Below are 20,029 nucleotides of genomic sequence, written 5' to 3' on the forward strand. Positions count from 1 at the left end.
CATCCCGCTCGGCATCACGATTGTCGACGACGCCGAGGTCGAAGGCAGCGAGACGATCACCTACGCGATTTCCGCCGGCACCGGCTACACCCCGGCGCACACCACCAGCTGCGGCGCGGCCGCGCAGACCACCGGCAGCTACACCATCACCGACAACGATGCCCGCATCACCCTGCGCAAGCAGTGGGTGGACGCGCTGGCGGGAGACGACGCCAGCCTGACCGTCACCCGCAACACGGCGGTGCTCGACACGTTTGCCTCGGAGGCCGGAACTCCGAACGATTCCGACACCGACCCCACCCCCACCCCGGTCGTCATCGGCGAAACCGTCGCCATCGCCGAAGTCTTGCCCGCAGCCAATGCGAGCCAGTACCAGCAGGCATTGTCCTGCACCGGGGCGGCCGACACCTCGCTCGGCGACGGCCTGACCATCGGCCCGGGCGAGACGGCGATCGTCTGCACCTTCACCAACACCCGGATCGTGCCCGTGACGATCCTCAAGACCTCGAGCGTGATCGCCGACGGGACGGGCAGCAGCAACCCCAAGGCCATTCCGGGTGCAACGATCCGCTACTGCATCGCGGTCAGCAACCCGGGCACCCTCCCGGCCACGGGTGTGATCGTGACCGACACCCTGCCCGGCACGCTGCTCTACCTGCCGGGCACGGCCCGCAGCGGAGCGAATTGTACGGCGGCCACCACCCTCGAGGACGAGGATGCCGTCGGCGCCGACGAGAGCGATCCCTATGGCGTTGCCTTCAGTGGTTCGACGCTGACCGGCACCACCGCGACGCTGGCAGCCGGCGCAGGCTTCGCCATCGCGTTCAACGCCCAGCTCAACTGAGCGCACCGGATTTTCCCCAAGCGACAATCGTGCCATAGGCCCAGCCATGCCACGCGTCCTTGCCTGTTCCTGCCTCCTGCCGCAGCTGCGGTGGCCCACGCCATGAACCTCACCCTCGCCACCGACGACACCGGTGGACCGGAGATTTTCGCGAGCCTGCAAGGCGAAGGGCCTTCCGCCGGAATGCCGGTCGCCTTCGTGCGGCTGTCGCGCTGCAACCTTGCCTGCACCTGGTGCGACACGGCCTACACGTGGCGCTTTGCGGGCGACAATCGTCCGCACCGGGATGACATCGCCTTTGACCGCAAGGCCAATCAGGTGACCCTCTCGCCCGCCGACACCGCCGTGCGGATCGCTGCTTTGGGCCAGCAGCGTCTCGTCATCACCGGGGGCGAGCCGCTGTTGCAGGCCCCGGCCCTGGCCGAGATGCTGGAGCACTTGCCGGACACCGCCGTCGAGATCGAGACCAACGGCACTGTCGCCCCGCCGCCGCGTCTGGATGTGCGGGTCGACCAATATATTGTCAGCCCCAAGCTCGCGCATAGCGGCAACCCGGCCGAGCTGGCGCTGAACCCCGAACGCCTCACCGCCTGGGCCGCCGAGCCGCGCGCCTTTCTCAAGTTCGTGGTCGCTTCACCCGATGATGTCGCCGAGGTTCTCGCGCTCCACCGCCGCTTCCGCTTCCGCCCGGGTCAGGTATTCCTGATGGCCGAGGGCACCGACAGCGCCACCCTGCGCGCGCGGCAGGCGTGGCTTGCGCCGCTGTGCCTCGAACACGGCTTCCGGATGAGCGACCGCATGCATATTCACTTGTATGGCGACACGCGGGGCACTTAAGGTAGCGCCCTCAGGGAGGTTGAAGAGGGGCGCAGCATGAGTTTCCTGACCACGAAGCACGCCAGCGGTATGATCGGTCTGGTGGTGCTGGGGCTGGTCGCGCGGCTGGGCTTCGGGGTGGCTGAGGCCGGCGGGATCGACAATTACTTCAACCCGGCAGGCGCGGTCGATCAGGAGCTGATGGCCGAGCTTGGCAAGTTTCCCGGCAACGGTGTGCTGATCGCTCAGCTCCAGGCGGATTTCCCTGACGAATACAAGGATTTCGTCAGCAAGGTCGGCAAGGCGGCGCGCGGCACAGGGCCGGACACGCGGGTGCTGGTGGTGGCCAACACGTGGCTGAACACCTTCCTTGCCGCCCATGCCCGCGATTTTGCCGGCGCGCCGCTGCCCGCGCTCGATGCGGTGCTGGCGGCCGAGCAGACCTATCTCGCGGGGCTACAGGACTATGACCCGATCGTGTGCGGCGCGGTGGCGACCGGCGCGCCGCTCGACAAGCCGCTGACCGCAGCCCTCGAGGAACAGGCCGGCGCGCTGGTGGCGAGCAAGTTTGCCGCGATCAAGGCGGGGCGGACCGACCAGCAATTGCGCTGCGCCATCACGCCCAAGGACCGCGAGGCGCTGGCGGGCGACCTCAAGCAGCGCGGGCTGGTGGAGGATCAGATGAAGGTGCTCTCGGGGGAGGTCGACCCCTCCTCGATCAGCGGCGAGCTGGCCTGCGAGGCGGCGGTCACACTCAACGAAGCGATCCGCGCCCAACCCGACAGCCGCCGCGCGCTGCTGATCGGCGCGAAGCTGGGTGGGGTGTAGGGTGGTCGGGGTCGCGCAGGCCCACCCCTAACCCCTCCCGCAAGCGGGAGGGGAACCGGGTCGCGCTGATACTCCCCTTGTAGCGGGACAAAAGCGGCCGGAGTGAATGACAAGACCGGCTGGAGCACTTTCCAAGCCGTTAGCGGCCCTGAAGCCGCGCCACATCCAACTCCTGATATTGGCGGACCAGCTCACCTAGAGGCGGGCGAGGGATCCCCACCGCATCAGCCCTCGCAACCGCCTCCGCACGCTGCTTGACGATCTCGGCCCGGATATCGGGCCCGGGGATATCCAGCACCGAGGAATCAAGGATGAAGCGAGGGTCGCTAAGCTGCATGTGATCCATGATCGTCCCTACTCTAACCGCTGATGATCAGCTCCCGGGCAGGGCGCTGCCCTCCACCGGCGCCGTAATGAAGCGAGACCTCTTCCATGTCAAAGCCGGCGAACAGCTCGCGCACCTCGGGCCGGTCATTCAGCGACAGGATGAAGCGCCCCTGAAGCCCGCCTAAGAGGCGTCTCAGACGACCGAAATCGGCCTCTGAGAAGATGTCCTTCCCGTAGTCGTCCGTGTGCCCCCAATAGGGCGGATCGCAGTAGAACAGCGTCCCCGGCCGGCCATCATAGCGCTCGATGCAGGTGCCGAAGTCGAGGCACTCGATCAGCACGTCTTCGAGCCGCTCGTGCACCGCTTCGAGCATCGGCTCCAGCTTGCTCAGGCTCCAGCGCGGCCGCTGATAATCGACGCCGAAGCTGCGCCCCATCCCGCCGAAGCTCGCCTTCTGGATGTAGAGGAAGCGCGCGGCCCGCTCGAGGTCGGTGAGCTGGTCAGCTGGCGTCGCCCGCAGCCGCTCGAAATCGGCGCGGCTGTAGAGCTGGAACTTCAGCACATCGAGCAGCTGCTGGTAGTGCCGCTGGAGGATGCGGAAGAGGGTGACGACGTCGCGATTCACGTCGTTGATCACCTCCAGCCTCGGCCGCGCGGGGCGACGGAAGAACACCCCGCCCATGCCGACGAAGGGCTCGACGTAGCGGGTGTGGGGAACCGCCGCGATGCGCTCGGCGATCCTGCGGGAGAGCTGGCGCTTGCCGCCGAGCCAAGGCGCGACCGGCTCGACAGGGCGGACAGGTTCAAGCCTCATGCGCCACCCCCGGCCCGCCGCAGATCGCGGGCGAAGTCAGCTGCGAGAGTGCGATACGCGAACGCCGCAGCCAGGCTGCAAACCCCGTTACCGGCGCCCCTGGTGCGGTCCACCCGATCGGCCATCCCATCACCAGCTCGAAGAAGCGCGGGTTGGAGATCAGGTCGGTGATGAAGGAGCCTCTCCCAGAGTGGAAGCTCACCCGGACCGGGGGCGAAGAGGGGCTCGGCGTCCCCGGCCGCCAACCCAGCGCCTGCAGGATCAGCCACAGCTTGGTCCAGGTGCGCGCCGCGTTGCTGAGCGGATATTGCCCCGAGCTCGTCTGTGGGATGTAGAATGGGCTGCGCGGCTGGATCTCGCCCGCCCCGATCATCAGATCCGGCAGGTAGCCCGCATCCGCGGCCGTCGGCGTGGGCCAAGATGAAGAGGCGGCGACGCCGGTGCGAAGCGCCCACTTCTCGCGCTGTGAACAGGCCCGCTTTTGCGCGGTAGCCCAGCCTTTGAAGGCTGCGGGCGACCTCGGCAAATCCCAGATCGATGTGCCCTTCGACGTTCTCGGCGAAGACGACGCCGGGGCGCACCTCGCCGATGATCCGCTCGACCTCGGGCCACAGGTGGCGGGGATCGGCCTTGCCCCGGCGCTTTCCGGCGAGGCTGAAGGGCTGGCAGGGATAACCGGCAGAGAGGATATGAATGCGATCGCGCCACGGGCGGCCGTCGAAGGATCGCAGATCGTCCCATACAGGCGCGCGATCCAGCCCCGCGTCTTCCATCCGTGCCACGAGAGTGGCCGCAGCATGGGCTTCCCGCTCGACGAAACATGCAGTGCGATATCGGGGCTCGGCGATGGCGAGCCCGAGTTCGAGCCCGCCATATCCGGCGCACAGGGAAAGGCCGTGGAGCAGCTGCTCCGGGCTTGGGGCGGCACGTAGAGCCACAATGGTATTCTCCTCAGGGGTCGCTCTGGGCGGTCCGAGAAGGGCTCGATGGCCTCCATGAATTGATTTGCCGGCAGCGGCGGCACTTGACCTCGATCTCGCCTGCCAGTGCCCCGGCTTGTGCCCGAAACAGCAGCGCGCGGCAAGATGCGCACCTATACTCTTCCTTCATCTGTCACACCTAGTTCGGCTCCGCCGCTTGCGGCCGGGGGAGCCAGAAGGCCGGTCTAGACGGCCCAAGGTGCGAGCTTGATCCTCGCGGTTCGGGGCGCTGCAACGCCCCGGCCACCCCCGTTTAGGAGGCGGCCAATTCCTTCTTCAGCTCATCCTCGTCGAGGCCGGTGTCGATGAAGAACTCGTCGGCCTGCTCGATGTAGAGATGCGCGGCGAAGCGATCGCCGATCTCCTCGTCGGCCGAGACCGCCTTGATCACCGCCTGCCGGTCCAGCTCGGTCTTGGTGCGAAGGAAGTCCTTCGCCCGGGTCCAGCGCAGGCCCTTCAGCCAGGCGACGACGTCCTCGGCCTTCACCTTGCGCTGGAACTTGACCTTCGGCGGGGTGAGCCGGATGCCGATCTTGGCACCCGCCAGCGCGGCCGAGCGCTTGCCCTTGGCGATCTCTTCCTTACCGCCCGCTTCCCACCACGCCTTCAGCCCGGCGAAGAGCGGCTTGGCCTGCGCCTGCAGCTCGGCCAGGCGCGCGTCGCGCTGGGCCTCAATCTTGTCGATCGCGGCGGCGGCGGCGAGCTTCTCCAGCGCGACCTCCCGGTCGATCGCCACGAATTCACCCATCATCAGCGTGGCTTCGGCGAGATCGGCCGGGGCCGGAGCAGCTTCCTGCTTGCGGCGGGCCATCAGTTCGAACCCCCGGGCGGAACGGGCCAGCCTTCGCCGTCCATGTCGAGATCGCGCAGCTGCTGGCGATACTCGCCCCAGGCGGCGCGCTCGCTGCTGCTGAGCGGGCTGTCAGGCAGCTGGGTCCAGTCGCTGGCAGCGAGCAGTTGGTCCCGACGCCGGCGACGCGCCGCACGGTGTTCCTCAGGGCTGAGTTCGCGCGGGATCGCGATCGGCTTGCCGCGGCTGAGCACGATCTGCGCCCCGCCTTGCTGGGCCGCCATCAACTCCTCGAAGCGTTCGCGCGAGATCTCGGTCGCACCGGCAGGGATGCGGGTGGCCGGGTTGTCAACCATCACCGGCCGCTTGCCCGCCTCGCGCTCGACCTCGCTCTTCCAGGTGGGGAGCTGGCGCGGCCCGTCGATCGCCTCATGGAAGAACCGGACGGTGCCATCCTGCGGGTTCGCGTCGAAGAAAATGCGCATTACGAAACTCCCATGGCGATGATGTTGACCGGAATGTTGATGTCGATCGCGTTGTAGACCGACACGGTGTTGGTGCCGGTGCCGCTGATGTGCGGCGGGTTGTCCTGGGCGTTGCTGTCGCTGATCCCGCCAGAGCAGACCGCGCGGCACGGGGCCGAGAAGGTCACCGGCAGGGTGATCACGGTCGATCCGTTTGCGCCGGCCGTGGCGGTGAAGGCCACGATCTTGCCCGGCCCGATCGAGGCGATGATCGCCCCGCCGACAGTGCTCCACCCGATCAGGCCGGCGAGGCCCGCAGGCGTCACCACGACATCGTTTCGGATCTGCGCAGCCACCTCCCCGGTGGTGGCCGCGACAAGGCCGATGGTGCGATCCGCCGCAAGGTTCCCGCCACCGGTCAGCAAGCCACCCGAAACCGAAACCTGCCGCGTCGTGGGCACCGCACCGCTGCCATCACCCACCACGCCCGCGATCAATGCGACAATCGCTTCGGCGAGCTGGTCGTTGGTGCCCTTCTCCAGATTGATATTAGCGGCGAGGATGACGTTGACGATCTCCTCCTGGACGGCATTGAGCCAGTCCTGGTCGACCAGCGTTGCCTGCTGGCCCGTGGCAGGGTTCCCGGGGTGGAAGCGGTTGTCGACGTTACCGCTCGTGTCGATGCGATGCATTGGTTGCTCCTCAGCTGGTGAAATCGATCCAGAAATCGGGCTCGCGCTCGATGACGTAGGCAAAGATGACCGTGGTGTGCGCCGGGGCGGCGCGGCGGATGACGCATTCCAGATCGAGCGATCCGAAACCGCGCACCCGCGTGCCCACCGGATCGCCAACCTTGAAGTGCGCGATCGACAGGACCGGGCGACCGGCCCCATCGAAGGGCTGGACGATGACTGTCCACGCGAAAGCCCATGCCTCGTCCTTGCAGCAGTCCCCGACCCGGAAGCTGGTGCGCAGCGGGCGGTGCTCCTCGATGTCGATCTCGAAGCCGATCAGCGCGGCCAGATCGATGAAGTCGGCAGGTGTCTGACCGGCAATGCTGGTGAGCTTCTGGACCAGCGCGATCTGCCGCTCCCGGACGTTGTCGGGTTGGCCCGTGCAGGCGTCAGGCAGTCCCGCAACGCGCTCCCAGTCGATCAGGGTTTCGAGCGCGGTGCGCGGATCGGCCTCGTCCATCAGCTCGATGGCGCGAACATCGATCCGGGCGAACCCTGCAGCAAGCGCCTCCAGCAGCCGCGCAAAGGTGCCATCAGGCGCAAAGTCCCATGCCGCGCCGCGGGGGAGCAGCTGGCGCAGCATCTGCGCATGATCCGCCTCCGAGCGGGCAATAAGGACCGCTTCAGACATCACACGAAGGTCACCGTGCCAAGCGCCGGGATCTCGCCCGGGGCAGGGGTGAAGTCGGCATCGGGCAGCTCCAGCGTGTGGCTGAATTCGCCCGCCGCAAGGCTGATCGTCTCCGACAGGCGGCTGCGGTAGATCGTCCCGCCGGGCTCGGCATCGCGGGCGAAGAAGTCGGCCAGCTCGGCCTCGATCGCGGCGCGGACGGCAGAGGTGCTCGGGGCGACGCGCAGCACGATATCGAGCGGCGCGGGCGTCGGTGCGAAGACCACTACCTCGGCCGTCACCGGGCGCAGGGCATCGAGCGCGGCCTGCACCGCCTCGATATCGGCGGTCAGCGGGATGATGTTTTCGCGCTGGTCCATCACGAAGGCGACGCCGACTGTCCCCGCGCCCATCCAGCCCGGGTAGATCCACGCCCGCGTAACCCCCGCCTGCGCCAGCGCCCAGGCGCGGTAATCGTTGCTCGATCCGCCGCGGGGCGGCGTGCGGATGCGATCGAGCAGGCGGGCGAGCAGGCTGGCGTCGTCCTCTTCCAGCGTTCCCGCCGTTGCCACGGCCGACACGGTCAGCGCGGCGTTCACGCCCACAACCGCGCTCGACAGGGTCAGTACCGTGCCGATTGTGAGATCGGCCTGCGGCCCCGCGTCAACCGCCTCCAGCGCCACGACTGCGGTCCCGCCCGCGATCGTCGCTGTCGCGGTGACCTTGTAGACCTGCCCGTCGATCCGCACCGCCTGTGTGCCCGCCGGGATGGCCGTGCCGTTGACGCCGGTGGCGGTCGCCGTGCCGGTGGCGGCGACAGCAGCCTTTCGGCGGATGCCCCAGATCGAGGCGTGGCGGGCAAGGAAATCGCCATCGGCGGTATCGGGCAGGATCTGCTTGGCGAGGAAGTCGAGATAGCCATAGATCCCGGACACTGCGCCGCCATGCATTCGGGCCAGCACGTCCAGCACCGAGTGCCGCAGCGTGCTGTCAGCGCCCGGGAGGCGCGTATCGATGTCGCCACGGGTGCGGGCGATCAGGTCGCTCAGGGTCGGGCGATTGAAGGGCATCAGGCGGGCTCCGGATGGGCAGTGATCGTGGCGGTCGAGGCGTCCCAGGTGAAATCGTGGCGCTGGCGGTTCGGGCCGGTGGGCCGGTCAATCTCGACGGCGATCGCCATCAGATCGGGGGTGGACTGGCCGGGCCGCACCTGCGCCTCGATCACCACCCGCACGGCCGAGGCGATCCCGTCGCGCACCAGCCAGGCCAGCGCCTCGTCGCAGGCCTGCTTGGCCTGGGCGAGGGTTCGGGGCGTGATCTTGGAACGGGACAGCAGCCAGAGCAGCGAGCCGATGCGGTCGGGATCGCGCGCCGTGCCGGCATCGGGCCGCGGCTCGCGTGCATAGGCATCGCCCCACCACCCGCGCCGGTCGCCACCCGCCTCGGGCAGGGTCTCGTCGTCGGCCGCGCGGGCATCGGTGAAGAGCGAGATGAGGATCGCGGTGCGCATCCCGTCATCCGTGGCAAGCCGCCCGCTGCCGAGCAGGAGATCGGCGGCCATGGCATCGGCGTCCCAGACAAGCGCGAGATCGGTCATGCTGCTTTCACCTTCGCGCTGCCGGTGATGATCTTGCCGGTGGTGAGGTTCACATCATCACCGACCCGCGCGACGGCCGCGCCGCCGTCCTCGCCAAGCCGGATGTCGTTCGACTGGACGATCACCCGGGGAGCCTCGACGCGTAGCTCGGTCACTGCGGTGACGTCGATGCGCTCGCGGCCGAGCTTGATGACGTTGCCGAGATCGTCGAACAGAGCGACCTCGCCCTCCTCCAGCCCGGTCAGCCGGTAGCGGCGATCCTCGACCGCCAGCACCACGCCGTGGCTGCGCAGCCCGCCCGCGAACACCACCAGCGCCTCGGCCCCGGCATGGGGCACGCTGGTGAGGCCGTAATTCTGGAAGCGCTCGACCGCGTCCTGGCTCTCGTCGGTAAGTAGCTCGAGCTGCAGCTCCTGCGCCTGGCGCGCGTCGTCGACCAGGCGCACGATCGCCCGCGCCACCATCCCGCGCACCCGGCCTTCCAGCCCGCCGAGCATCTCGCGCGCCGCGCCGATCATGCTTTGGGCTCCGGTTCGGCGAGCTGGGTCCACGCCTCGGGCGGGACGAGGTCGAAGCTGGTGATCGTGCCGCCATCGGCGTCGCGGCTGAAGCGCAGGCGCTCGATCAGCAGTGAGCCGGAGATCCCGGCCGAGGGCACATCACAATCCGCGCGCATGCCGTGTGCGAAGGGCTTGCCGTCCGCCCCCAGCCATCCCGGCACGGTGATCTGCACGGGCTGCGACTGGCCCGATCGCACCGCCGCCTCCCACTCCGCGCGCTTCTTCAGCGAGGCGCGATCCGACTGTTCCTCGCCGATGATCAGCAGCGGGCGATAGCGGGCGATCGCCGCATCCTTCGCCTCGCCCTGGACCTGCGCCACGGCCGCGCCGTTGCGTTCGTCGCTGCCAGCAGCCTGCCCCTTGACGACGTAGTCAGAGAAGCGGTCGGAAACGGTGACTGAGCGGTTCGCGAAGATCACGTTCTCGCCCTCGGCCAGACGGCCGATGCTCTGGCCGCTGTCGGGGTTGCCGATCCGCAGGATGCCGTCGCCGGCCGACCATGCGACCAGCCCGCGATAGCGGCACATCCGCTCGATCGCGGCGAACACGGTCTCGCCTTGCTGGAGCGCGAACTTGGTGAAGGGCGCACCGGTGCTGCCCGAGACGGCAAGGGTGATCTTGAAGGGCGCGATCAGCTCGGCCGCGATCTCATCGACCTTGCGGTTGCGCCAGCTGCCGGGCTTGTTGAGCGCCGAGCAGTCGACGAGGTCAGCGGTGCGATCGCGCCCGCTAATCTCGATCCCGCGCTCGTCGGGGCCGAGGAAGCGGGTCAGGCTGTCGATGTAGCCGGTAATCAGCGGGACGCCCGCCAGCATCACCTTGCATTCGTCGCCTTCGCGGATCTTCCAGTCCTTGGCCCCGGTGCGCTCCTTCGCAGCGAGGCGGAGCGAAAAGGTGCCAGACATCTGGTCGATTGCGCGCTCGATCTCGACCGAGGTCCAGCCTGAATAGGCGGTACCGGCGACGATCAGCTCGACATTGTGATCGGGGAGCGTGCTCATGCCGCGCGGACCTCGTTGCCGGGCGCATCGGTCAGCAGCTCGATCTCGACGCCAGCGGGCACGAAGCCGGGATGCGCGATGGCGTTGCGCGCGACGATCGCCGCCGCCCGCGCTTCGAGGGTCAGCGGTGCGCGTGCGCGGCGGTCCACGTCGCCGCCGTAAAGCCGGTGGGCGAGCACCAGCGCGGGCTCGCTGGCAGCAAGCCGCAGGTGGTAGACCCGCGCAAGGCTTGCACCCCGGGCGGCGATATCAAGGGCGAGCGCGCGGCGCAGCTGGTCGAAGTCCTCGGCCGCCGCATCGTCGCCGCGATCTGCCGCCGCCAGCGCGAGCCGATCAAGCCGGTCGGACACGCTGTCGCGCACCGCCACGGCTTCCTCGTAGCTGGGATAATCGAGCGCGGCCGCCGTGCGGACCAGCTCGGCCGCGGCCACCACGTGGAAGAGGTGCGTCAATGCGACTCGGTTCGCCATCTCCAGCTCACGCTGCGGCGTGCGGATCGGGGCCTCCATCTCGGGCGGCTGCCAGTCGACCAGCATCTCCAGCGATTGCAGCCGGGTGCGCCGCCCGCCGCCGCCAAGGGCAGAGACAGCCAAGACCAGGCCCGTGACCGACATCGCCAACGAAAGCGGCGCGCGAAGCAGCGACACGACGTTGGCGGGGAGGAAGTTGAGCCCGGCCTCGAATGCGCGGAGCGCCGGGCCGACCCCGCCGCGAAGGCCAGCGGCCAGCTGCGAGATTTGCCCCATCCCCTTCACGATCTCGGTTGCCGCCTCCTCGACGAAGCTGGCTGCATCCTCGATCGAGAAGCCCTTCTCGAAATCCTTGGGTGCCTTCCCGGTGACATTATCGGCCATCTTCTCGGCCTCGTTGCCGGCCGATTTGGAGAACTTCGAGGGCACGGCCTGCCCCGCCTCGCCGAAGGTGATCCGGAAGCGGGCGATGCCGCCTTCCTCGGTGCTGGTGGAGCAGGCGTAGTCGAACACCACAGCCATCATCCGCCCGTATTGCGGGTGGACCAGCAGACCCGGCCCCGGCGCTTCGAGCGCGGTCAGCAGATCGTCGCGTTGCTTCAGGAACTCGGCCCCGATGACATGGCAGTCGATCGAGAACTGCTTCGCGCGGCGGCCGAGATCTTCGGTCACCGGTTCGTCCCGGCCCGGGAACTCGTGGCTGACAATGCGGCGACCGCCCGTGCGCTCCTCGGCTTCGGTGCGGAAGGGCGCGCCGCGGAAGCTGCCCTGCTGGTACTGGTCCCGCCACGCCATCACGAACCGCTCCGCATGGTGCGCCCGGTGCGAACCTCAAGCGGGAACATCTTCCCCGGGGCGGGTGCCGGCGTCGCGCGGACCGACAGGCCCGGTGCGCTGCTGATATCGATCTTGAGCGCGCCGCCGATCTGCGGCGCGGGGGTAGGCTTGCCCTGCATGCGACGGATCAAGTCATTGTCGCTGGGCAGGCGAGAGGCGGGCGATCCGGGCGCAGGCCCCGGCGACGTGGGTGCCAGCGAGCCGCGCAGGCCCTTAATCTGATCGGGGATCGAGCCGAGCCACCCAAGCACGGCGCGCTCGCCCGAGAAGAAGCCGCCGTCCGGCATCACATTCTTCAGCCAGAGCACCGCGTCGGCCACCGCCATCACAGCTTCGGCAATGTCGCGGAGATCCTTTCCGACCTGGTCCCAGTCGGTATTCTCCACGAAGCTCTTGCCCCACTTCCACGCCTGTTGGAGGCGGTCGGAAACCTCCTCGGCCCAGCGCTTCAGCTCGCCGCTCTTGGCCAGCTCGTTCACCCGGCCGAGCAGCGCCTCGAGGTCTTTCTTGACCACGTCGAAGACGCCTGCCTCTGCCACCAGCAGGAGGAAGTTGGTCCACATGTCCTTGAGGTTGGAGATGATGCCGAAAAGGGTGGTGGCCTGCCGTGCCATCCCGCCGCCGAAACGCTCGCTGAAGATACCGACCAGCGCCTTCTCGATCGCCTCGCCGGTCATGTCGGCATCGCGCCGGATATCCTTGCCGTTCTTGCGGAAGGTGAAGGAGACCCGGTTGCCTTCCTTGCTGGCGCGGATGCCGAACTCCTTCAGACGCTCGAACTCGCCGGTCGTGGCATCGGCCAGAGCTTCGACTGCGGCCAGCAGGGGCTTGGACATGCCAGAGGACGCATCGCCCAGCGCGGTCAGCGAACCGTTCATCGGATCGATGCCGTAAGCCTTCAGCGCGACGAAGGACTCCATCACCTGGTCAAGCTCGTAGGGGGTCTTGGTGGTGAAGTCCTTCACCCAGGCCATCGCCTTGCGCGCGCCCGCGGCCGAGCCCTCCAGCCCTTCGAGCATCACCTGGTACTGCTCAAACTGCCCGGCCGTGCGGAACAGATCGAACAGGGCGAAGCCGCCCGCGCCCGCGATCGCAGCGCCGCCTGCGAGCAGGCCGTTCTTGAGGAAGCCAAGCCCTGCGCCACCCAGCTTGCGCAGGCCCGCGCCCGCGGCCCTGCCTGCCCGCTCCACCAATCGCAGCCGCGCGATCAGGCTGCCGAGGTTGCGGGTCAGCCCGCGCACCGTCGCCCCGATCGCCTGGAATATCCGGCCCAGTGCCACCTGCCGCAGGCGGCGGGCGCGGCGGGCGAAGTGTTCGAGGCTGCGCTCACCACTCCGCACATCGCTCACCGCGCGGCGGATGCGCTGGCCCATCTGCCGGATGTTGTCGCCCAGCCCCCGCGCGCCCGCCCGCGCACGCCGCGCCGGGCCGCTGAGCCGGTCGACCATTTCGAGGATCATGGAGAAACGCATGGGCTCAGTCCTTTTGCGCGCGGTCCTCCAGCTGCTCGGCGGCGAGCAGCCAGAAATCGAGATCTTCGCGATCCAGCTCCATCAGTTCGGAAGGCTGGAAGGCGAAGTACTTGCCGAGGGCGGCTAGGCAGACGTTCCAGTCTGCTGGCCACCGGGCGATTTCGGCGCGAGCAAGTTTCCCAGCGCGCCGAAGTCGTCGGCATCGAGGTTCTCGACCTCGATCGTGCCGAGGTTCGAACAGGCGATGATCAGCTCGATCACGCCCGCGATCTCGGCATCGCCGTGCCGGTCGAAGGCGCGCATGTCCTTGGCCTTCGGGCGGCGCATGGTGACAGTGAACCCGGCGGGTTTCAGCTCCTCGATCTCGATCTCGTGGGTGACCGGGTGCTTCTTCTCGATCACGATGGGGAACAGCAGCGTGTGGGTCAGCTGGGACATCAGACCAGCTCCTCGGCGGGCTGGCCTTCGAAGGTCACCTGGACCTTGCCGTCCTGGCTGATCTCACCGGCCTCGACGAAGTAAGCCCCGCGCACGACCCACGTCTTCCCCGTGTCGGCCTTCATGATGAGCGTGGCGTTGTCGATCGAGCGCATCGAGGCGATGCTTACCCCGTCGCGGTGCAGCAGCCCGACAACGCAGCGCGAGGGCACGGTGCGTTCCATGAAGCCGCCGGCGTCGAAATCGCCCGGCACGTTCTCGCGCTGCGGACCGCCGATCTGGAGGGTGCTTTCGCCCGAGGTGGGCATGCGCTCGCCATCGATCTCGATGGTGACCTGCCCCAGAACCTGATTGCGATTGGCCATGTCTTATCGTCCTTTCAGAAGGGTCTCAGAGGCCGGTTATCCGGCGCTCGAAATGCGGGTGGGGCGGGCGATCGCACGGACCGCGCGCATGAAGGCACTCTCGCCATCGGTCTGCGCGATCGAGACCTGCCGCTGGTCGAGCGTGTCGATCCGGCGCAGCTTGTCGATCAGGTGATTGAACCGGGCTTCGAGTTCCTTCGCCTCATTCATCAGGGCGATCTCGTCGGTGGTCAGCTGATGCTGGTTGTCCATGCGCTACCCCCTCAGAGCCGGAACTGGATCGCGGCCGCGAAGGCGCGGAACTGGTTGACGATGTTCGGCGGGACCAGCGCGTTGATGCGGTTGGGATCGGTGGCGTCGCGCTCGACGATCAGATCCGCCTTGTACTGGTTGATCCCCTCGACCAGCCCCAGCTCCTCCCACTCGCGGGCGAGCGCGAGCAGCTCGGCGCGGATGGTGGACGGGGTGACGATCGCCTGCCCAGCGCCGTAGCGGGTGCCATCGGCCGCCAGCTTGTGGCGCGGGAACTTCTGCGCGATCCGCGCCCGCAGCGTGGCCCGCAGGTAGAACAGGGTCAGCGGCGTTTCGAGATCGAGGAAGCTCACGTCCGCCAGCCCGAAGGCATCGGTCTGGTAGGTCGTGATCGCCCGCTCGATCAGGCAGGCGCCGCTCTGGGTGACGGTGAATGTCGAGATCCCGTCGCGCAGCAGCAGCTCGCGCTGGGCGGGGGTGAAGCGGGCTTCTACCTTGGGGGCGAGCATGCCCTTCAGCGCCAGCGTCTGCAGCGGGCGGGCCGGGTCGATCGCGCTGAAATAGCCGCAGGCGGCGGCGTAGATCGCGGCCGCCAGCGCCGGGCAGGTCGGGCTGCTGCCGATGCCGAGGATCGAGATCAGCTCCGAATTGAGGCCCCCGCCGAATGCCGCCAGCTGGCCCTGCGTCCCGCGCCGCGCGCCATAGGCGATGCTCTCGAGCATCCGTGCCGAGCCCGCCCGATCATCCAGCTCGGCCGCTGCCGAGGCATAGGTGGTGGCATCGGTCACACCCAGCACGATCGTGCGGTAGGCGTTGTCGCCGATCACCGGCCAGACCGCGTCGATCACGGGATCGGTCGCACCCCCCGCCATTGCGGTGATCGCGAGCCCGACGCCTGCCGGCAGCGCCTCGCCCGCATTGTGGCTGTGGCGGACATCGATGTCGTTGCCGTTGGTCCCGCCGTTGCGGGCGGTCAGGGTGACGACATGCTGGTTGGGCGCGCCGCCCACTGCGGCGGTCACCGGCAGATCCGGGCGCGCGGTGATGGCCGCGACGATCGCGGCGGCGATGGTGTTGGCGATCGCGGCCTGCGCCACGCCGATCGCGAGCCGCTCGCCCGCGACGTAGAGCGGGATGGTGCCCGCCGCGGTGGCCGGGCCCGTTACGGTCAGGGTGCAGGTGGCCTTGGCCGATCCGCCCGCATCGTCGAGCGGGATAGCGTGGACTTCGGAGAAACCGTCCGCGCCGAAATAGGCCGCAGCCATGCGCGCCAGCTGAGAGCCCTGGCCGAACAGCGCCACCGCCTGACTGGCCGAGCTGAGCGGATTGATCGAGAGCGCGGCCGCGCTGCCGGCGGCGAGCTTCTGGCCGATCAGCAGCACCCGGTTCTCGATCGGCGGGAGGCCGGAGACCGCGCGGCTCGAATCGAACTCGATATGCTGGCCGGGCGTGCGGAAGCTGGCCGGGATGGTGTTGAAACTGATCGTCATGCGGAGGTTCCCTTCTTGGGGCGGCGGGCCGCCTTGGGCGGATCGGTGTGGACGAGATCGCCATCGGCGATCAGGCGGCGGTAGAAGGCGTCGAGCACCACCCATTCCCCGTCTGCGTCGAACAGGCGGCCATCAGCGTGCCGGACGCGGCGGCCGAACTTGGGGATGAGGCGGTCAGCCTTGAGGGCGGCGGTCATGGTGCGGGGTCTCCCAGCTCGATCAGGTCGGCCGCGTCGGGATCTTCGGCCGGCAGCGGCGGCTCGACATTGCGGAAAGCCGGGATGTCCCAGTCCACGTGGAGCCGTTCGAGGTCGACCGGATCGTCGGCGAACACGCTGAGCGGCAGCACCAGCTCCAGCTCGATCGCCATCATCGACAGGCCCTGCTTCTTCATCTGCTCGGTTAGCGCGATCGGGCGGGCACTGCGGATGCGAACCGGCTCCATCAGGTCCAGTTCGGGCGTGAGCATCGAGCGCGAGAGCAGCCGGATCGCATCGACCATCAGCTGGTAGGAGCCGGGCTCCGCGCCGTCGCCGTGGCGGGTGGTCTGTTCGTTGCGCAGGTTCGCGCCAGCCACGACCAGGGCGAAGCGGGCGCGGGCGTTGAAGCCGTTCGCATCGCCGTCGTCGACTCCCTCGACGATGCCGAGGAACACCGCCCAGGCACCGGGCACGCGCAGGTTCTTGGCGGTGCGCAGATACTCCTCGAACTGGTCGGGGAAGGTGCCGAAGGTGCGGTACTGGTAGCCCAGCACGCCTTCCTCGGCCGCATCGAGCAGCACCTGGACGATCGCGAGTTCGGCGGCGGCGATCATTTGCGCGCGCCCCTCAGCTTGCCGTCGATCCAGTCGCCCAGCAGCCAGATTGCGGCGATGATGATCAGCGGCAGCCAGAACAGCGCCACGAATACCGCCGTCCCGAGGCGCAGCCAGAAGGGATCGTCGTTACCCTCGACGAACACGATCACGAGCAGGATTGCCGAGAGCGCGAGGTGAATGCCCTGAAGCCAGCTCATGACAGCCCCCCGATCTCGGCGGCATATTCCTCGGTCAGGGTCAGCAGCTCGGCCTCGTCCTCGGCGTTTATGCCGAGGAAGGGGCGCGCCGGGATAGTGACCTCGTCGACCGAACGGAAGCCCAGCCCGCCCGGCAGCTGGAAGGTGAGCTTGCCGCCGCCCTTGGCGCGGATCGTGCCGCCGTCGTTCATCATCCGTGCGTAGATCTTGTTCGATCCCCAGCGGACCGAGCCATTGGCGGGTTCGGCGTGGATCGAGCTGCGCAGCTGCGAGCTGTCGGTCAGCGTCTGGCCGCCTTCTTCCTTGGCGCGGATCGACTGCTCCCAGGCGCTGCCATCAGGCGCGGTCTCGGTGTCGAAGCGCTCGATCGTGGAACTTTCGAGGTAGACGCCGAAGCGCTCCATCAGCGGTTCGAGATTGTCGATCCCGCGCAGCAGCCCGCCAAGCGCCGCTTCGAAGGCACCATCGCCGCGCAGGCGAAGTTCAAGCGTGCCCGCCATCAGTAGCTGCCCATGTTGTCGCGGCCGAAGCGCTTGGGTGCGGTGTCGGTCAGGATCTGCCCGGGGCGCGGCGCGGCGGTCTCTTCGCCCTGGTCCAGCATCAGAGTGCCGGCAGCGATCTGCTCGAGCTGCTTCAGCGCTGCCTTCTTGCGCTCGATCACCCAGTCGGGCGCGTCCGATCGCCAGAGGAGGTAGAAGGCATAATCGCAGGCGATATCGCGCAGGATCGTATTGCCGGCCAGCTGGGCAGTGTTGCGGTGGCGGCGGGCGACGTAGCCGGTGATCAGCGCGTCGGCGCTGTCGAGCGCGGCATCGATGCGCGAAGTGACGATCGCGCCGGTGTTCTGGTCATCGGTGAGCTGGAGGAGATCGCGGGCTTCGAAGCGCGCCTGCATCGCGGCGAGATCGGCAAAGATCGACACGGCATGCTCCTCCTCTCATGCGCTGCTGAAGCGCGGTTCAAACGGTGGTGGTGAACCGGGCGGCGGGACAGGACACACACCCGCCGCCCGGATCTTTCGGCCTTCTCAGGCCGGGTTGCCCTTGGCCCTGCCGCGGCCCTTGGAGGCAGGCTTCGGCTCGGCCGCAGGTTCGGGCGCCGGGGCAAGTTCCGGTGCCGTCGGTTCGGGGTTGGCAGCGTCGCCCGCAGACGCGTCGCTTCCGTCGGCGGTGGCATCCGGGCCACCTGCCTGCGAGGCCTCGGCTCCGGGCGTGAGCCCTTCACCCTGCGGCTCGGCGGTATTGGGTTCGCTGCCCTGGGCGGCCGGCGGCGTGGGGCTGGGGACAGGCTCGCCCAGTGCGGCAAGCTGTTCCTTGGCAAGCTCCTCCCGAAGGAGCTGCGCCATGCCCAGACGTTCCTCGTCGGCCGCGCGCTTGAACTCCCCTTCCTTGTTCTCGACATCGATCGCGATGTTCGGATCGGTGAGGAGCGCAAGCAGCTGCTCGGGAGTGACGTCGCCCACGGCAACCAGTGTCGGCGCGGCCGCGCCGCCGATCACCTGCCCGCCCCGGCGATAACCGGCCGGGCGGGAGGTGGTCAGGCGAAGACGCTGCCCGCTCACGGGAGACGCCGCGCTTCGAGGATCTCGACGTCCTCGAAGTAGATGTTCGATTCGCCGCCGGCGAGGTTCATCTTCTTGAAGAGGTTGCGCGCCGCCGACTTGTTCGACGTGCCGACGATAATGTGGGTCGGCTTGATCCCCAGCGGCTCGCCTTCGTCGTCGGTCAGCGCTTCCATGGCCTGACACGCGGCGACATAGTTCGCCTCGTTGATCGGGCCGGTGCAGCGGTGTGCCAGCTGCCAGAAGGTGTAGCCCGCCGCCGCGCGCGCCTCGGCCCCCATCAGGAACTCGCCCGTCTTGAAGACGTGCTCGCTCTGGGGATCGACGATCATGGTGAACGTCGGCTCCTGCCGGGTCTGGAGGATGATCGGCTTAAGCGCCTGGCTGGCATCGATCAGGAACCACGCCTGGCGGCTGCCGTCACCCGACATGTTCGAGACGACGCCATTGCCCACCGGGTGATCGGTGTCGAAGAAGTTCTGGCCGTCGTAGCAGGGGCGGACGTGACCATCCTTCAGGGCCTCGAACGCGAGGCGATCCTTGAGCTGGCCCGAGCTGTCACCCCAGCCATTCACCAGCGGCCCATAAAGCCCGAGGTTGTCGTCGGCGATCTTGTTCTTGTGGATGCCGCGGGTAACCTCGAAGTCGCGGTTGATCAGCTGGTAGGCCTTCTCCTCGACCGACTTGATCCGCTTCTCGCCGATCCACTCGCGGAAGATCGGGAAGTCGCCGAGGAAACCGTAGGTCTCCAGCTTGGTCGAGCTGGTGACCGGCGTCGAGAACGCCTCGTACTGCGGGGTGGCCTTGACGAGACCGTTCTGGAAGTCGCGCTTGAAGCCGGTGCGGAGGGCTTCGAGCACTGCGATCGTGACGTGCATGGGTCAGTCCTTTCTGAGGGGGACGTCAGGCCGCGAGGGCCGAATTGGTGAGAGAGACATCAACCCAGACGCCTTCGGGACCGACTTCCTGCACGATGCCGGCGACGGCGCGCGTGCTGTTCGGGTTGGTCTTGGCGACGGTCTGATCGTCGATGATGAAGCAGGGCCGGCCGATATCGGCCTGCGCGATCGCATCGCCCTCGGCGCTGTTGGCGAACAGGAAGATGCCCTCCTGAATGTCCACGCGCACGTCGCCGTTGGCCGCGCCGCCGGTGACATCCTCCATGAACACGCCGACTGCGCGATAGGTGGCCGCGTCAGCCGCCTTGGCGGCGTTGTCGCCGCCCTGACCCTGACGGCCGGGACGGGCAAAGCCCGCAGCGGCGATGGCAAGACCGCCGGTGAAGCACACCGCAGCGGCGGCGACGGGCAGGTTGCGGATGCCGCCACCTGCAAAGCGAGCGGTCTTGCGACCCTTGGTCAGAGCAACCATCGATCAGGCTTCCTTCTTCTTCTGGTCGAGGAAGTCTTCCTCGGACCAACCCATCACAGAGCACACGACGCGCTCTTCCTCGGTGAGCTTGCTGGCTTCCTCGCCGGGCTTGCCCTCGATCACCTTGCCGCCCTTGAAGACGGGCGCGGTGGCGAGGAAGCTGTTCAGCTCGGACAGATCCTGCTTGCCGAGCTTCAGCGCCCAGTCCTTCTGGGCGGGGGTGAGCTTGCCCTGCTCGATCGCGGCGTCGACCGCGGCCAAGACCTTGTCCTCCTGCAGCTCGCCGAGCTTGGCCTGGACGTCCTTCAGCGCGTCGATCGGGACGTACTTGGCGGGATCGGGCTCGCCGGGCTTCGCGGCGGCGGTGATCGCATTGAGCACCGCTTCCTCGCC

Annotated in this window: 31 protein-coding genes and 1 pseudogene; 4 read left to right on the forward strand and 28 right to left on the reverse strand. The window is 68.0% G+C overall.

Annotated elements, in window-relative coordinates:
• The 3 genes from NBV68_RS07505 to NBV68_RS07515 form a co-directional block, all read left to right on the forward strand.
• Positions 1-844 (forward strand): DUF11 domain-containing protein (locus tag NBV68_RS07505; RefSeq protein WP_296308485.1); only part of this gene is annotated, 844 nt, incomplete at its 5' end.
• Positions 845-946: 102 nt separating this feature from the next.
• The gene (locus NBV68_RS07510) at positions 947-1,681 is read left to right on the forward strand and encodes a 7-carboxy-7-deazaguanine synthase QueE (RefSeq protein ID WP_296308486.1); all 735 of its coding nucleotides are present in this window, start codon (positions 947-949) and stop codon (positions 1,679-1,681) included.
• Between the two features lie 36 nt (positions 1,682-1,717).
• Positions 1,718-2,488, forward strand: coding sequence for a hypothetical protein (locus NBV68_RS07515; protein ID WP_296308488.1), 771 nt, complete (start codon positions 1,718-1,720; stop codon positions 2,486-2,488).
• Positions 2,489-2,627: 139 nt separating this feature from the next.
• On the opposite strand, the gene NBV68_RS07520 is transcribed toward NBV68_RS07515, so the two are convergent.
• The 15 genes and pseudogenes from NBV68_RS07520 to NBV68_RS07585 all read right to left on the reverse strand — a co-directional run bounded on the left by NBV68_RS07520 (position 2,628) and on the right by NBV68_RS07585 (position 13,145).
• Complete coding sequence (locus NBV68_RS07520; RefSeq protein ID WP_296308490.1) at positions 2,628-2,834, reverse strand: hypothetical protein; 207 nt, start codon at positions 2,832-2,834, stop codon at positions 2,628-2,630.
• A gap of 13 nt (positions 2,835-2,847) precedes the next feature.
• On the reverse strand, positions 2,848-3,630 hold the full coding sequence (locus tag NBV68_RS07525) for a DNA adenine methylase (RefSeq protein ID WP_296308492.1): 783 nt from the start codon (positions 3,628-3,630) through the stop codon (positions 2,848-2,850).
• A complete protein-coding gene (locus tag NBV68_RS07530) occupies positions 3,620-4,003 on the reverse strand; it encodes a hypothetical protein (RefSeq protein WP_296308494.1) in 384 nt (127 codons plus the stop codon). Before NBV68_RS07530 ends, NBV68_RS07525 begins: the two co-directional genes overlap by 11 nt.
• A 91-nt stretch (positions 4,004-4,094) precedes the next feature.
• Positions 4,095-4,568: pseudogene (locus NBV68_RS19050) on the reverse strand (DNA cytosine methyltransferase); the annotation flags it as partial.
• 13 nt (positions 4,569-4,581) lie between these two features.
• Positions 4,582-4,740, reverse strand: a complete 159-nt coding sequence (locus tag NBV68_RS19055; protein WP_366067813.1) for a Com family DNA-binding transcriptional regulator — start codon at positions 4,738-4,740, stop codon at positions 4,582-4,584.
• A gap of 123 nt (positions 4,741-4,863) precedes the next feature.
• Entirely contained in the window at positions 4,864-5,421 is a 558-nt protein-coding gene (locus NBV68_RS07540; protein WP_296308498.1) for a host-nuclease inhibitor Gam family protein, read from the reverse strand.
• Entirely contained in the window at positions 5,421-5,885 is a 465-nt protein-coding gene (locus NBV68_RS07545) for a phage tail assembly chaperone (RefSeq protein WP_296308499.1), read from the reverse strand. Before NBV68_RS07545 ends, NBV68_RS07540 begins: the two co-directional genes overlap by 1 nt.
• Positions 5,885-6,556 carry a hypothetical protein gene (locus tag NBV68_RS07550; RefSeq protein ID WP_296308500.1) on the reverse strand — a complete coding sequence of 224 codons (672 nt, stop codon included), beginning with the start codon at positions 6,554-6,556 and terminating at the stop codon, positions 5,885-5,887. The genes NBV68_RS07545 and NBV68_RS07550 overlap by 1 nt, the downstream gene beginning before the upstream one ends.
• Positions 6,557-6,566: 10 nt before the next feature.
• Positions 6,567-7,229 (reverse strand): putative phage tail protein, encoded by a 663-nt coding sequence (locus tag NBV68_RS07555; protein WP_296308503.1) that lies wholly within the window; start codon positions 7,227-7,229, stop codon positions 6,567-6,569.
• A complete protein-coding gene (locus NBV68_RS07560; protein WP_296308504.1) occupies positions 7,229-8,278 on the reverse strand; it encodes a baseplate J/gp47 family protein in 1,050 nt (349 codons plus the stop codon). The genes NBV68_RS07555 and NBV68_RS07560 overlap by 1 nt, the downstream gene beginning before the upstream one ends.
• A complete protein-coding gene (locus NBV68_RS07565) occupies positions 8,278-8,805 on the reverse strand; it encodes a phage GP46 family protein (RefSeq protein WP_296308506.1) in 528 nt (175 codons plus the stop codon). Before NBV68_RS07565 ends, NBV68_RS07560 begins: the two co-directional genes overlap by 1 nt.
• Complete coding sequence (locus NBV68_RS07570; RefSeq protein ID WP_296308508.1) at positions 8,802-9,323, reverse strand: phage baseplate assembly protein V; 522 nt, start codon at positions 9,321-9,323, stop codon at positions 8,802-8,804. The genes NBV68_RS07565 and NBV68_RS07570 overlap by 4 nt, the downstream gene beginning before the upstream one ends.
• Positions 9,320-10,366, reverse strand: coding sequence for a phage baseplate assembly protein (locus NBV68_RS07575; protein WP_296308510.1), 1,047 nt, complete (start codon positions 10,364-10,366; stop codon positions 9,320-9,322). Before NBV68_RS07575 ends, NBV68_RS07570 begins: the two co-directional genes overlap by 4 nt.
• Complete coding sequence (locus NBV68_RS07580; protein ID WP_296308534.1) at positions 10,363-11,631, reverse strand: DNA circularization N-terminal domain-containing protein; 1,269 nt, start codon at positions 11,629-11,631, stop codon at positions 10,363-10,365. The genes NBV68_RS07575 and NBV68_RS07580 overlap by 4 nt, the downstream gene beginning before the upstream one ends.
• Positions 11,631-13,145 (reverse strand): tape measure protein, encoded by a 1,515-nt coding sequence (locus NBV68_RS07585; RefSeq protein ID WP_296308512.1) that lies wholly within the window; start codon positions 13,143-13,145, stop codon positions 11,631-11,633. The genes NBV68_RS07580 and NBV68_RS07585 overlap by 1 nt, the downstream gene beginning before the upstream one ends.
• Between NBV68_RS07585 and NBV68_RS07590 the strand changes: the two genes are divergently transcribed.
• Positions 13,144-13,272 (forward strand): hypothetical protein, encoded by a 129-nt coding sequence (locus tag NBV68_RS07590; protein WP_296308514.1) that lies wholly within the window; start codon positions 13,144-13,146, stop codon positions 13,270-13,272. The genes NBV68_RS07585 and NBV68_RS07590 overlap by 2 nt on opposite strands.
• On the opposite strand, the gene NBV68_RS07595 is transcribed toward NBV68_RS07590, so the two are convergent.
• The 13 genes from NBV68_RS07595 to NBV68_RS07655 all read right to left on the reverse strand — a co-directional run.
• Positions 13,269-13,583 carry a phage tail assembly protein gene (locus NBV68_RS07595; RefSeq protein WP_296308515.1) on the reverse strand — a complete coding sequence of 105 codons (315 nt, stop codon included), beginning with the start codon at positions 13,581-13,583 and terminating at the stop codon, positions 13,269-13,271. The two genes, NBV68_RS07590 and NBV68_RS07595, sit on opposite strands and share 4 nt — an antisense overlap.
• On the reverse strand, positions 13,583-13,948 hold the full coding sequence (locus tag NBV68_RS07600) for a phage tail tube protein (RefSeq protein ID WP_296308517.1): 366 nt from the start codon (positions 13,946-13,948) through the stop codon (positions 13,583-13,585). Before NBV68_RS07600 ends, NBV68_RS07595 begins: the two co-directional genes overlap by 1 nt.
• 36 nt (positions 13,949-13,984) lie before the next feature.
• Complete coding sequence (locus NBV68_RS07605; RefSeq protein WP_296308518.1) at positions 13,985-14,200, reverse strand: hypothetical protein; 216 nt, start codon at positions 14,198-14,200, stop codon at positions 13,985-13,987.
• 11 nt (positions 14,201-14,211) lie between these two features.
• Entirely contained in the window at positions 14,212-15,690 is a 1,479-nt protein-coding gene (locus tag NBV68_RS07610) for a phage tail sheath C-terminal domain-containing protein (protein WP_296308519.1), read from the reverse strand.
• A complete protein-coding gene (locus NBV68_RS07615) occupies positions 15,687-15,887 on the reverse strand; it encodes a DUF2635 domain-containing protein (protein WP_296308521.1) in 201 nt (66 codons plus the stop codon). The genes NBV68_RS07610 and NBV68_RS07615 overlap by 4 nt, the downstream gene beginning before the upstream one ends.
• A complete protein-coding gene (locus NBV68_RS07620; protein ID WP_296308523.1) occupies positions 15,884-16,504 on the reverse strand; it encodes a phage protein Gp37 in 621 nt (206 codons plus the stop codon). The genes NBV68_RS07615 and NBV68_RS07620 overlap by 4 nt, the downstream gene beginning before the upstream one ends.
• On the reverse strand, positions 16,501-16,704 hold the full coding sequence (locus NBV68_RS07625; RefSeq protein ID WP_296308525.1) for a hypothetical protein: 204 nt from the start codon (positions 16,702-16,704) through the stop codon (positions 16,501-16,503). The genes NBV68_RS07620 and NBV68_RS07625 overlap by 4 nt, the downstream gene beginning before the upstream one ends.
• Positions 16,701-17,204: a phage virion morphogenesis protein gene (locus tag NBV68_RS07630; RefSeq protein ID WP_296308527.1), complete on the reverse strand. Its 504-nt coding sequence runs from the start codon at positions 17,202-17,204 to the stop codon at positions 16,701-16,703. The genes NBV68_RS07625 and NBV68_RS07630 overlap by 4 nt, the downstream gene beginning before the upstream one ends.
• Positions 17,204-17,626: a DUF1320 domain-containing protein gene (locus tag NBV68_RS07635; RefSeq protein ID WP_296308528.1), complete on the reverse strand. Its 423-nt coding sequence runs from the start codon at positions 17,624-17,626 to the stop codon at positions 17,204-17,206. The genes NBV68_RS07630 and NBV68_RS07635 overlap by 1 nt, the downstream gene beginning before the upstream one ends.
• Positions 17,627-17,731: 105 nt before the next feature.
• Positions 17,732-18,265 (reverse strand): hypothetical protein, encoded by a 534-nt coding sequence (locus tag NBV68_RS07640; protein ID WP_296308529.1) that lies wholly within the window; start codon positions 18,263-18,265, stop codon positions 17,732-17,734.
• Entirely contained in the window at positions 18,262-19,143 is an 882-nt protein-coding gene (locus NBV68_RS07645) for a Mu-like prophage major head subunit gpT family protein (protein ID WP_296308530.1), read from the reverse strand. Before NBV68_RS07645 ends, NBV68_RS07640 begins: the two co-directional genes overlap by 4 nt.
• Positions 19,144-19,168: 25 nt before the next feature.
• Positions 19,169-19,636 carry a hypothetical protein gene (locus NBV68_RS07650; protein ID WP_296308531.1) on the reverse strand — a complete coding sequence of 156 codons (468 nt, stop codon included), beginning with the start codon at positions 19,634-19,636 and terminating at the stop codon, positions 19,169-19,171.
• Positions 19,637-19,639: 3 nt separating this feature from the next.
• Positions 19,640-20,029: phage protease (locus NBV68_RS07655; protein ID WP_296308533.1), on the reverse strand; the 390-nt coding region annotated here is incomplete at its 5' end.

Origin of the sequence: Erythrobacter sp., from assembly GCF_023653175.1 — a bacterium.
Classification (GTDB): domain Bacteria; phylum Pseudomonadota; class Alphaproteobacteria; order Sphingomonadales; family Sphingomonadaceae; genus Erythrobacter.

Bases quoted from the DNA above. Each gene is read 5' to 3' on its own strand.
- NBV68_RS07510 (WP_296308486.1), top strand. From the start codon at position 947: ATGAACCTCACCCTCGCCACCGACGACACCGGTGGACCGGAGATTTTC.
- NBV68_RS07515 (WP_296308488.1), top strand. From the start codon at position 1,718: ATGAGTTTCCTGACCACGAAGCACGCCAGCGGTATGATCGGTCTGGTG.
- NBV68_RS07520 (WP_296308490.1), bottom strand. From the start codon at position 2,834: ATGGATCACATGCAGCTTAGCGACCCTCGCTTCATCCTTGATTCCTCG.
- NBV68_RS07525 (WP_296308492.1), bottom strand. From the start codon at position 3,630: ATGAGGCTTGAACCTGTCCGCCCTGTCGAGCCGGTCGCGCCTTGGCTC.
- NBV68_RS07530 (WP_296308494.1), bottom strand. From the start codon at position 4,003: ATGATCGGGGCGGGCGAGATCCAGCCGCGCAGCCCATTCTACATCCCA.
- NBV68_RS19055 (WP_366067813.1), bottom strand. From the start codon at position 4,740: ATGAAGGAAGAGTATAGGTGCGCATCTTGCCGCGCGCTGCTGTTTCGG.
- NBV68_RS07540 (WP_296308498.1), bottom strand. From the start codon at position 5,421: ATGGCCCGCCGCAAGCAGGAAGCTGCTCCGGCCCCGGCCGATCTCGCC.
- NBV68_RS07545 (WP_296308499.1), bottom strand. From the start codon at position 5,885: ATGCGCATTTTCTTCGACGCGAACCCGCAGGATGGCACCGTCCGGTTC.
- NBV68_RS07550 (WP_296308500.1), bottom strand. From the start codon at position 6,556: ATGCATCGCATCGACACGAGCGGTAACGTCGACAACCGCTTCCACCCC.
- NBV68_RS07555 (WP_296308503.1), bottom strand. From the start codon at position 7,229: ATGTCTGAAGCGGTCCTTATTGCCCGCTCGGAGGCGGATCATGCGCAG.
- NBV68_RS07560 (WP_296308504.1), bottom strand. From the start codon at position 8,278: ATGCCCTTCAATCGCCCGACCCTGAGCGACCTGATCGCCCGCACCCGT.
- NBV68_RS07565 (WP_296308506.1), bottom strand. From the start codon at position 8,805: ATGACCGATCTCGCGCTTGTCTGGGACGCCGATGCCATGGCCGCCGAT.
- NBV68_RS07570 (WP_296308508.1), bottom strand. From the start codon at position 9,323: ATGATCGGCGCGGCGCGCGAGATGCTCGGCGGGCTGGAAGGCCGGGTG.
- NBV68_RS07575 (WP_296308510.1), bottom strand. From the start codon at position 10,366: ATGAGCACGCTCCCCGATCACAATGTCGAGCTGATCGTCGCCGGTACC.
- NBV68_RS07580 (WP_296308534.1), bottom strand. From the start codon at position 11,631: ATGGCGTGGCGGGACCAGTACCAGCAGGGCAGCTTCCGCGGCGCGCCC.
- NBV68_RS07590 (WP_296308514.1), top strand. From the start codon at position 13,144: ATGGGCTCAGTCCTTTTGCGCGCGGTCCTCCAGCTGCTCGGCGGCGAG.
- NBV68_RS07585 (WP_296308512.1), bottom strand. From the start codon at position 13,145: ATGCGTTTCTCCATGATCCTCGAAATGGTCGACCGGCTCAGCGGCCCG.
- NBV68_RS07595 (WP_296308515.1), bottom strand. From the start codon at position 13,583: ATGTCCCAGCTGACCCACACGCTGCTGTTCCCCATCGTGATCGAGAAG.
- NBV68_RS07600 (WP_296308517.1), bottom strand. From the start codon at position 13,948: ATGGCCAATCGCAATCAGGTTCTGGGGCAGGTCACCATCGAGATCGAT.
- NBV68_RS07605 (WP_296308518.1), bottom strand. From the start codon at position 14,200: ATGGACAACCAGCATCAGCTGACCACCGACGAGATCGCCCTGATGAAT.
- NBV68_RS07610 (WP_296308519.1), bottom strand. From the start codon at position 15,690: ATGACGATCAGTTTCAACACCATCCCGGCCAGCTTCCGCACGCCCGGC.
- NBV68_RS07615 (WP_296308521.1), bottom strand. From the start codon at position 15,887: ATGACCGCCGCCCTCAAGGCTGACCGCCTCATCCCCAAGTTCGGCCGC.
- NBV68_RS07620 (WP_296308523.1), bottom strand. From the start codon at position 16,504: ATGATCGCCGCCGCCGAACTCGCGATCGTCCAGGTGCTGCTCGATGCG.
- NBV68_RS07625 (WP_296308525.1), bottom strand. From the start codon at position 16,704: ATGAGCTGGCTTCAGGGCATTCACCTCGCGCTCTCGGCAATCCTGCTC.
- NBV68_RS07630 (WP_296308527.1), bottom strand. From the start codon at position 17,204: ATGGCGGGCACGCTTGAACTTCGCCTGCGCGGCGATGGTGCCTTCGAA.
- NBV68_RS07645 (WP_296308530.1), bottom strand. From the start codon at position 19,143: ATGCACGTCACGATCGCAGTGCTCGAAGCCCTCCGCACCGGCTTCAAG.
- NBV68_RS07650 (WP_296308531.1), bottom strand. From the start codon at position 19,636: ATGGTTGCTCTGACCAAGGGTCGCAAGACCGCTCGCTTTGCAGGTGGC.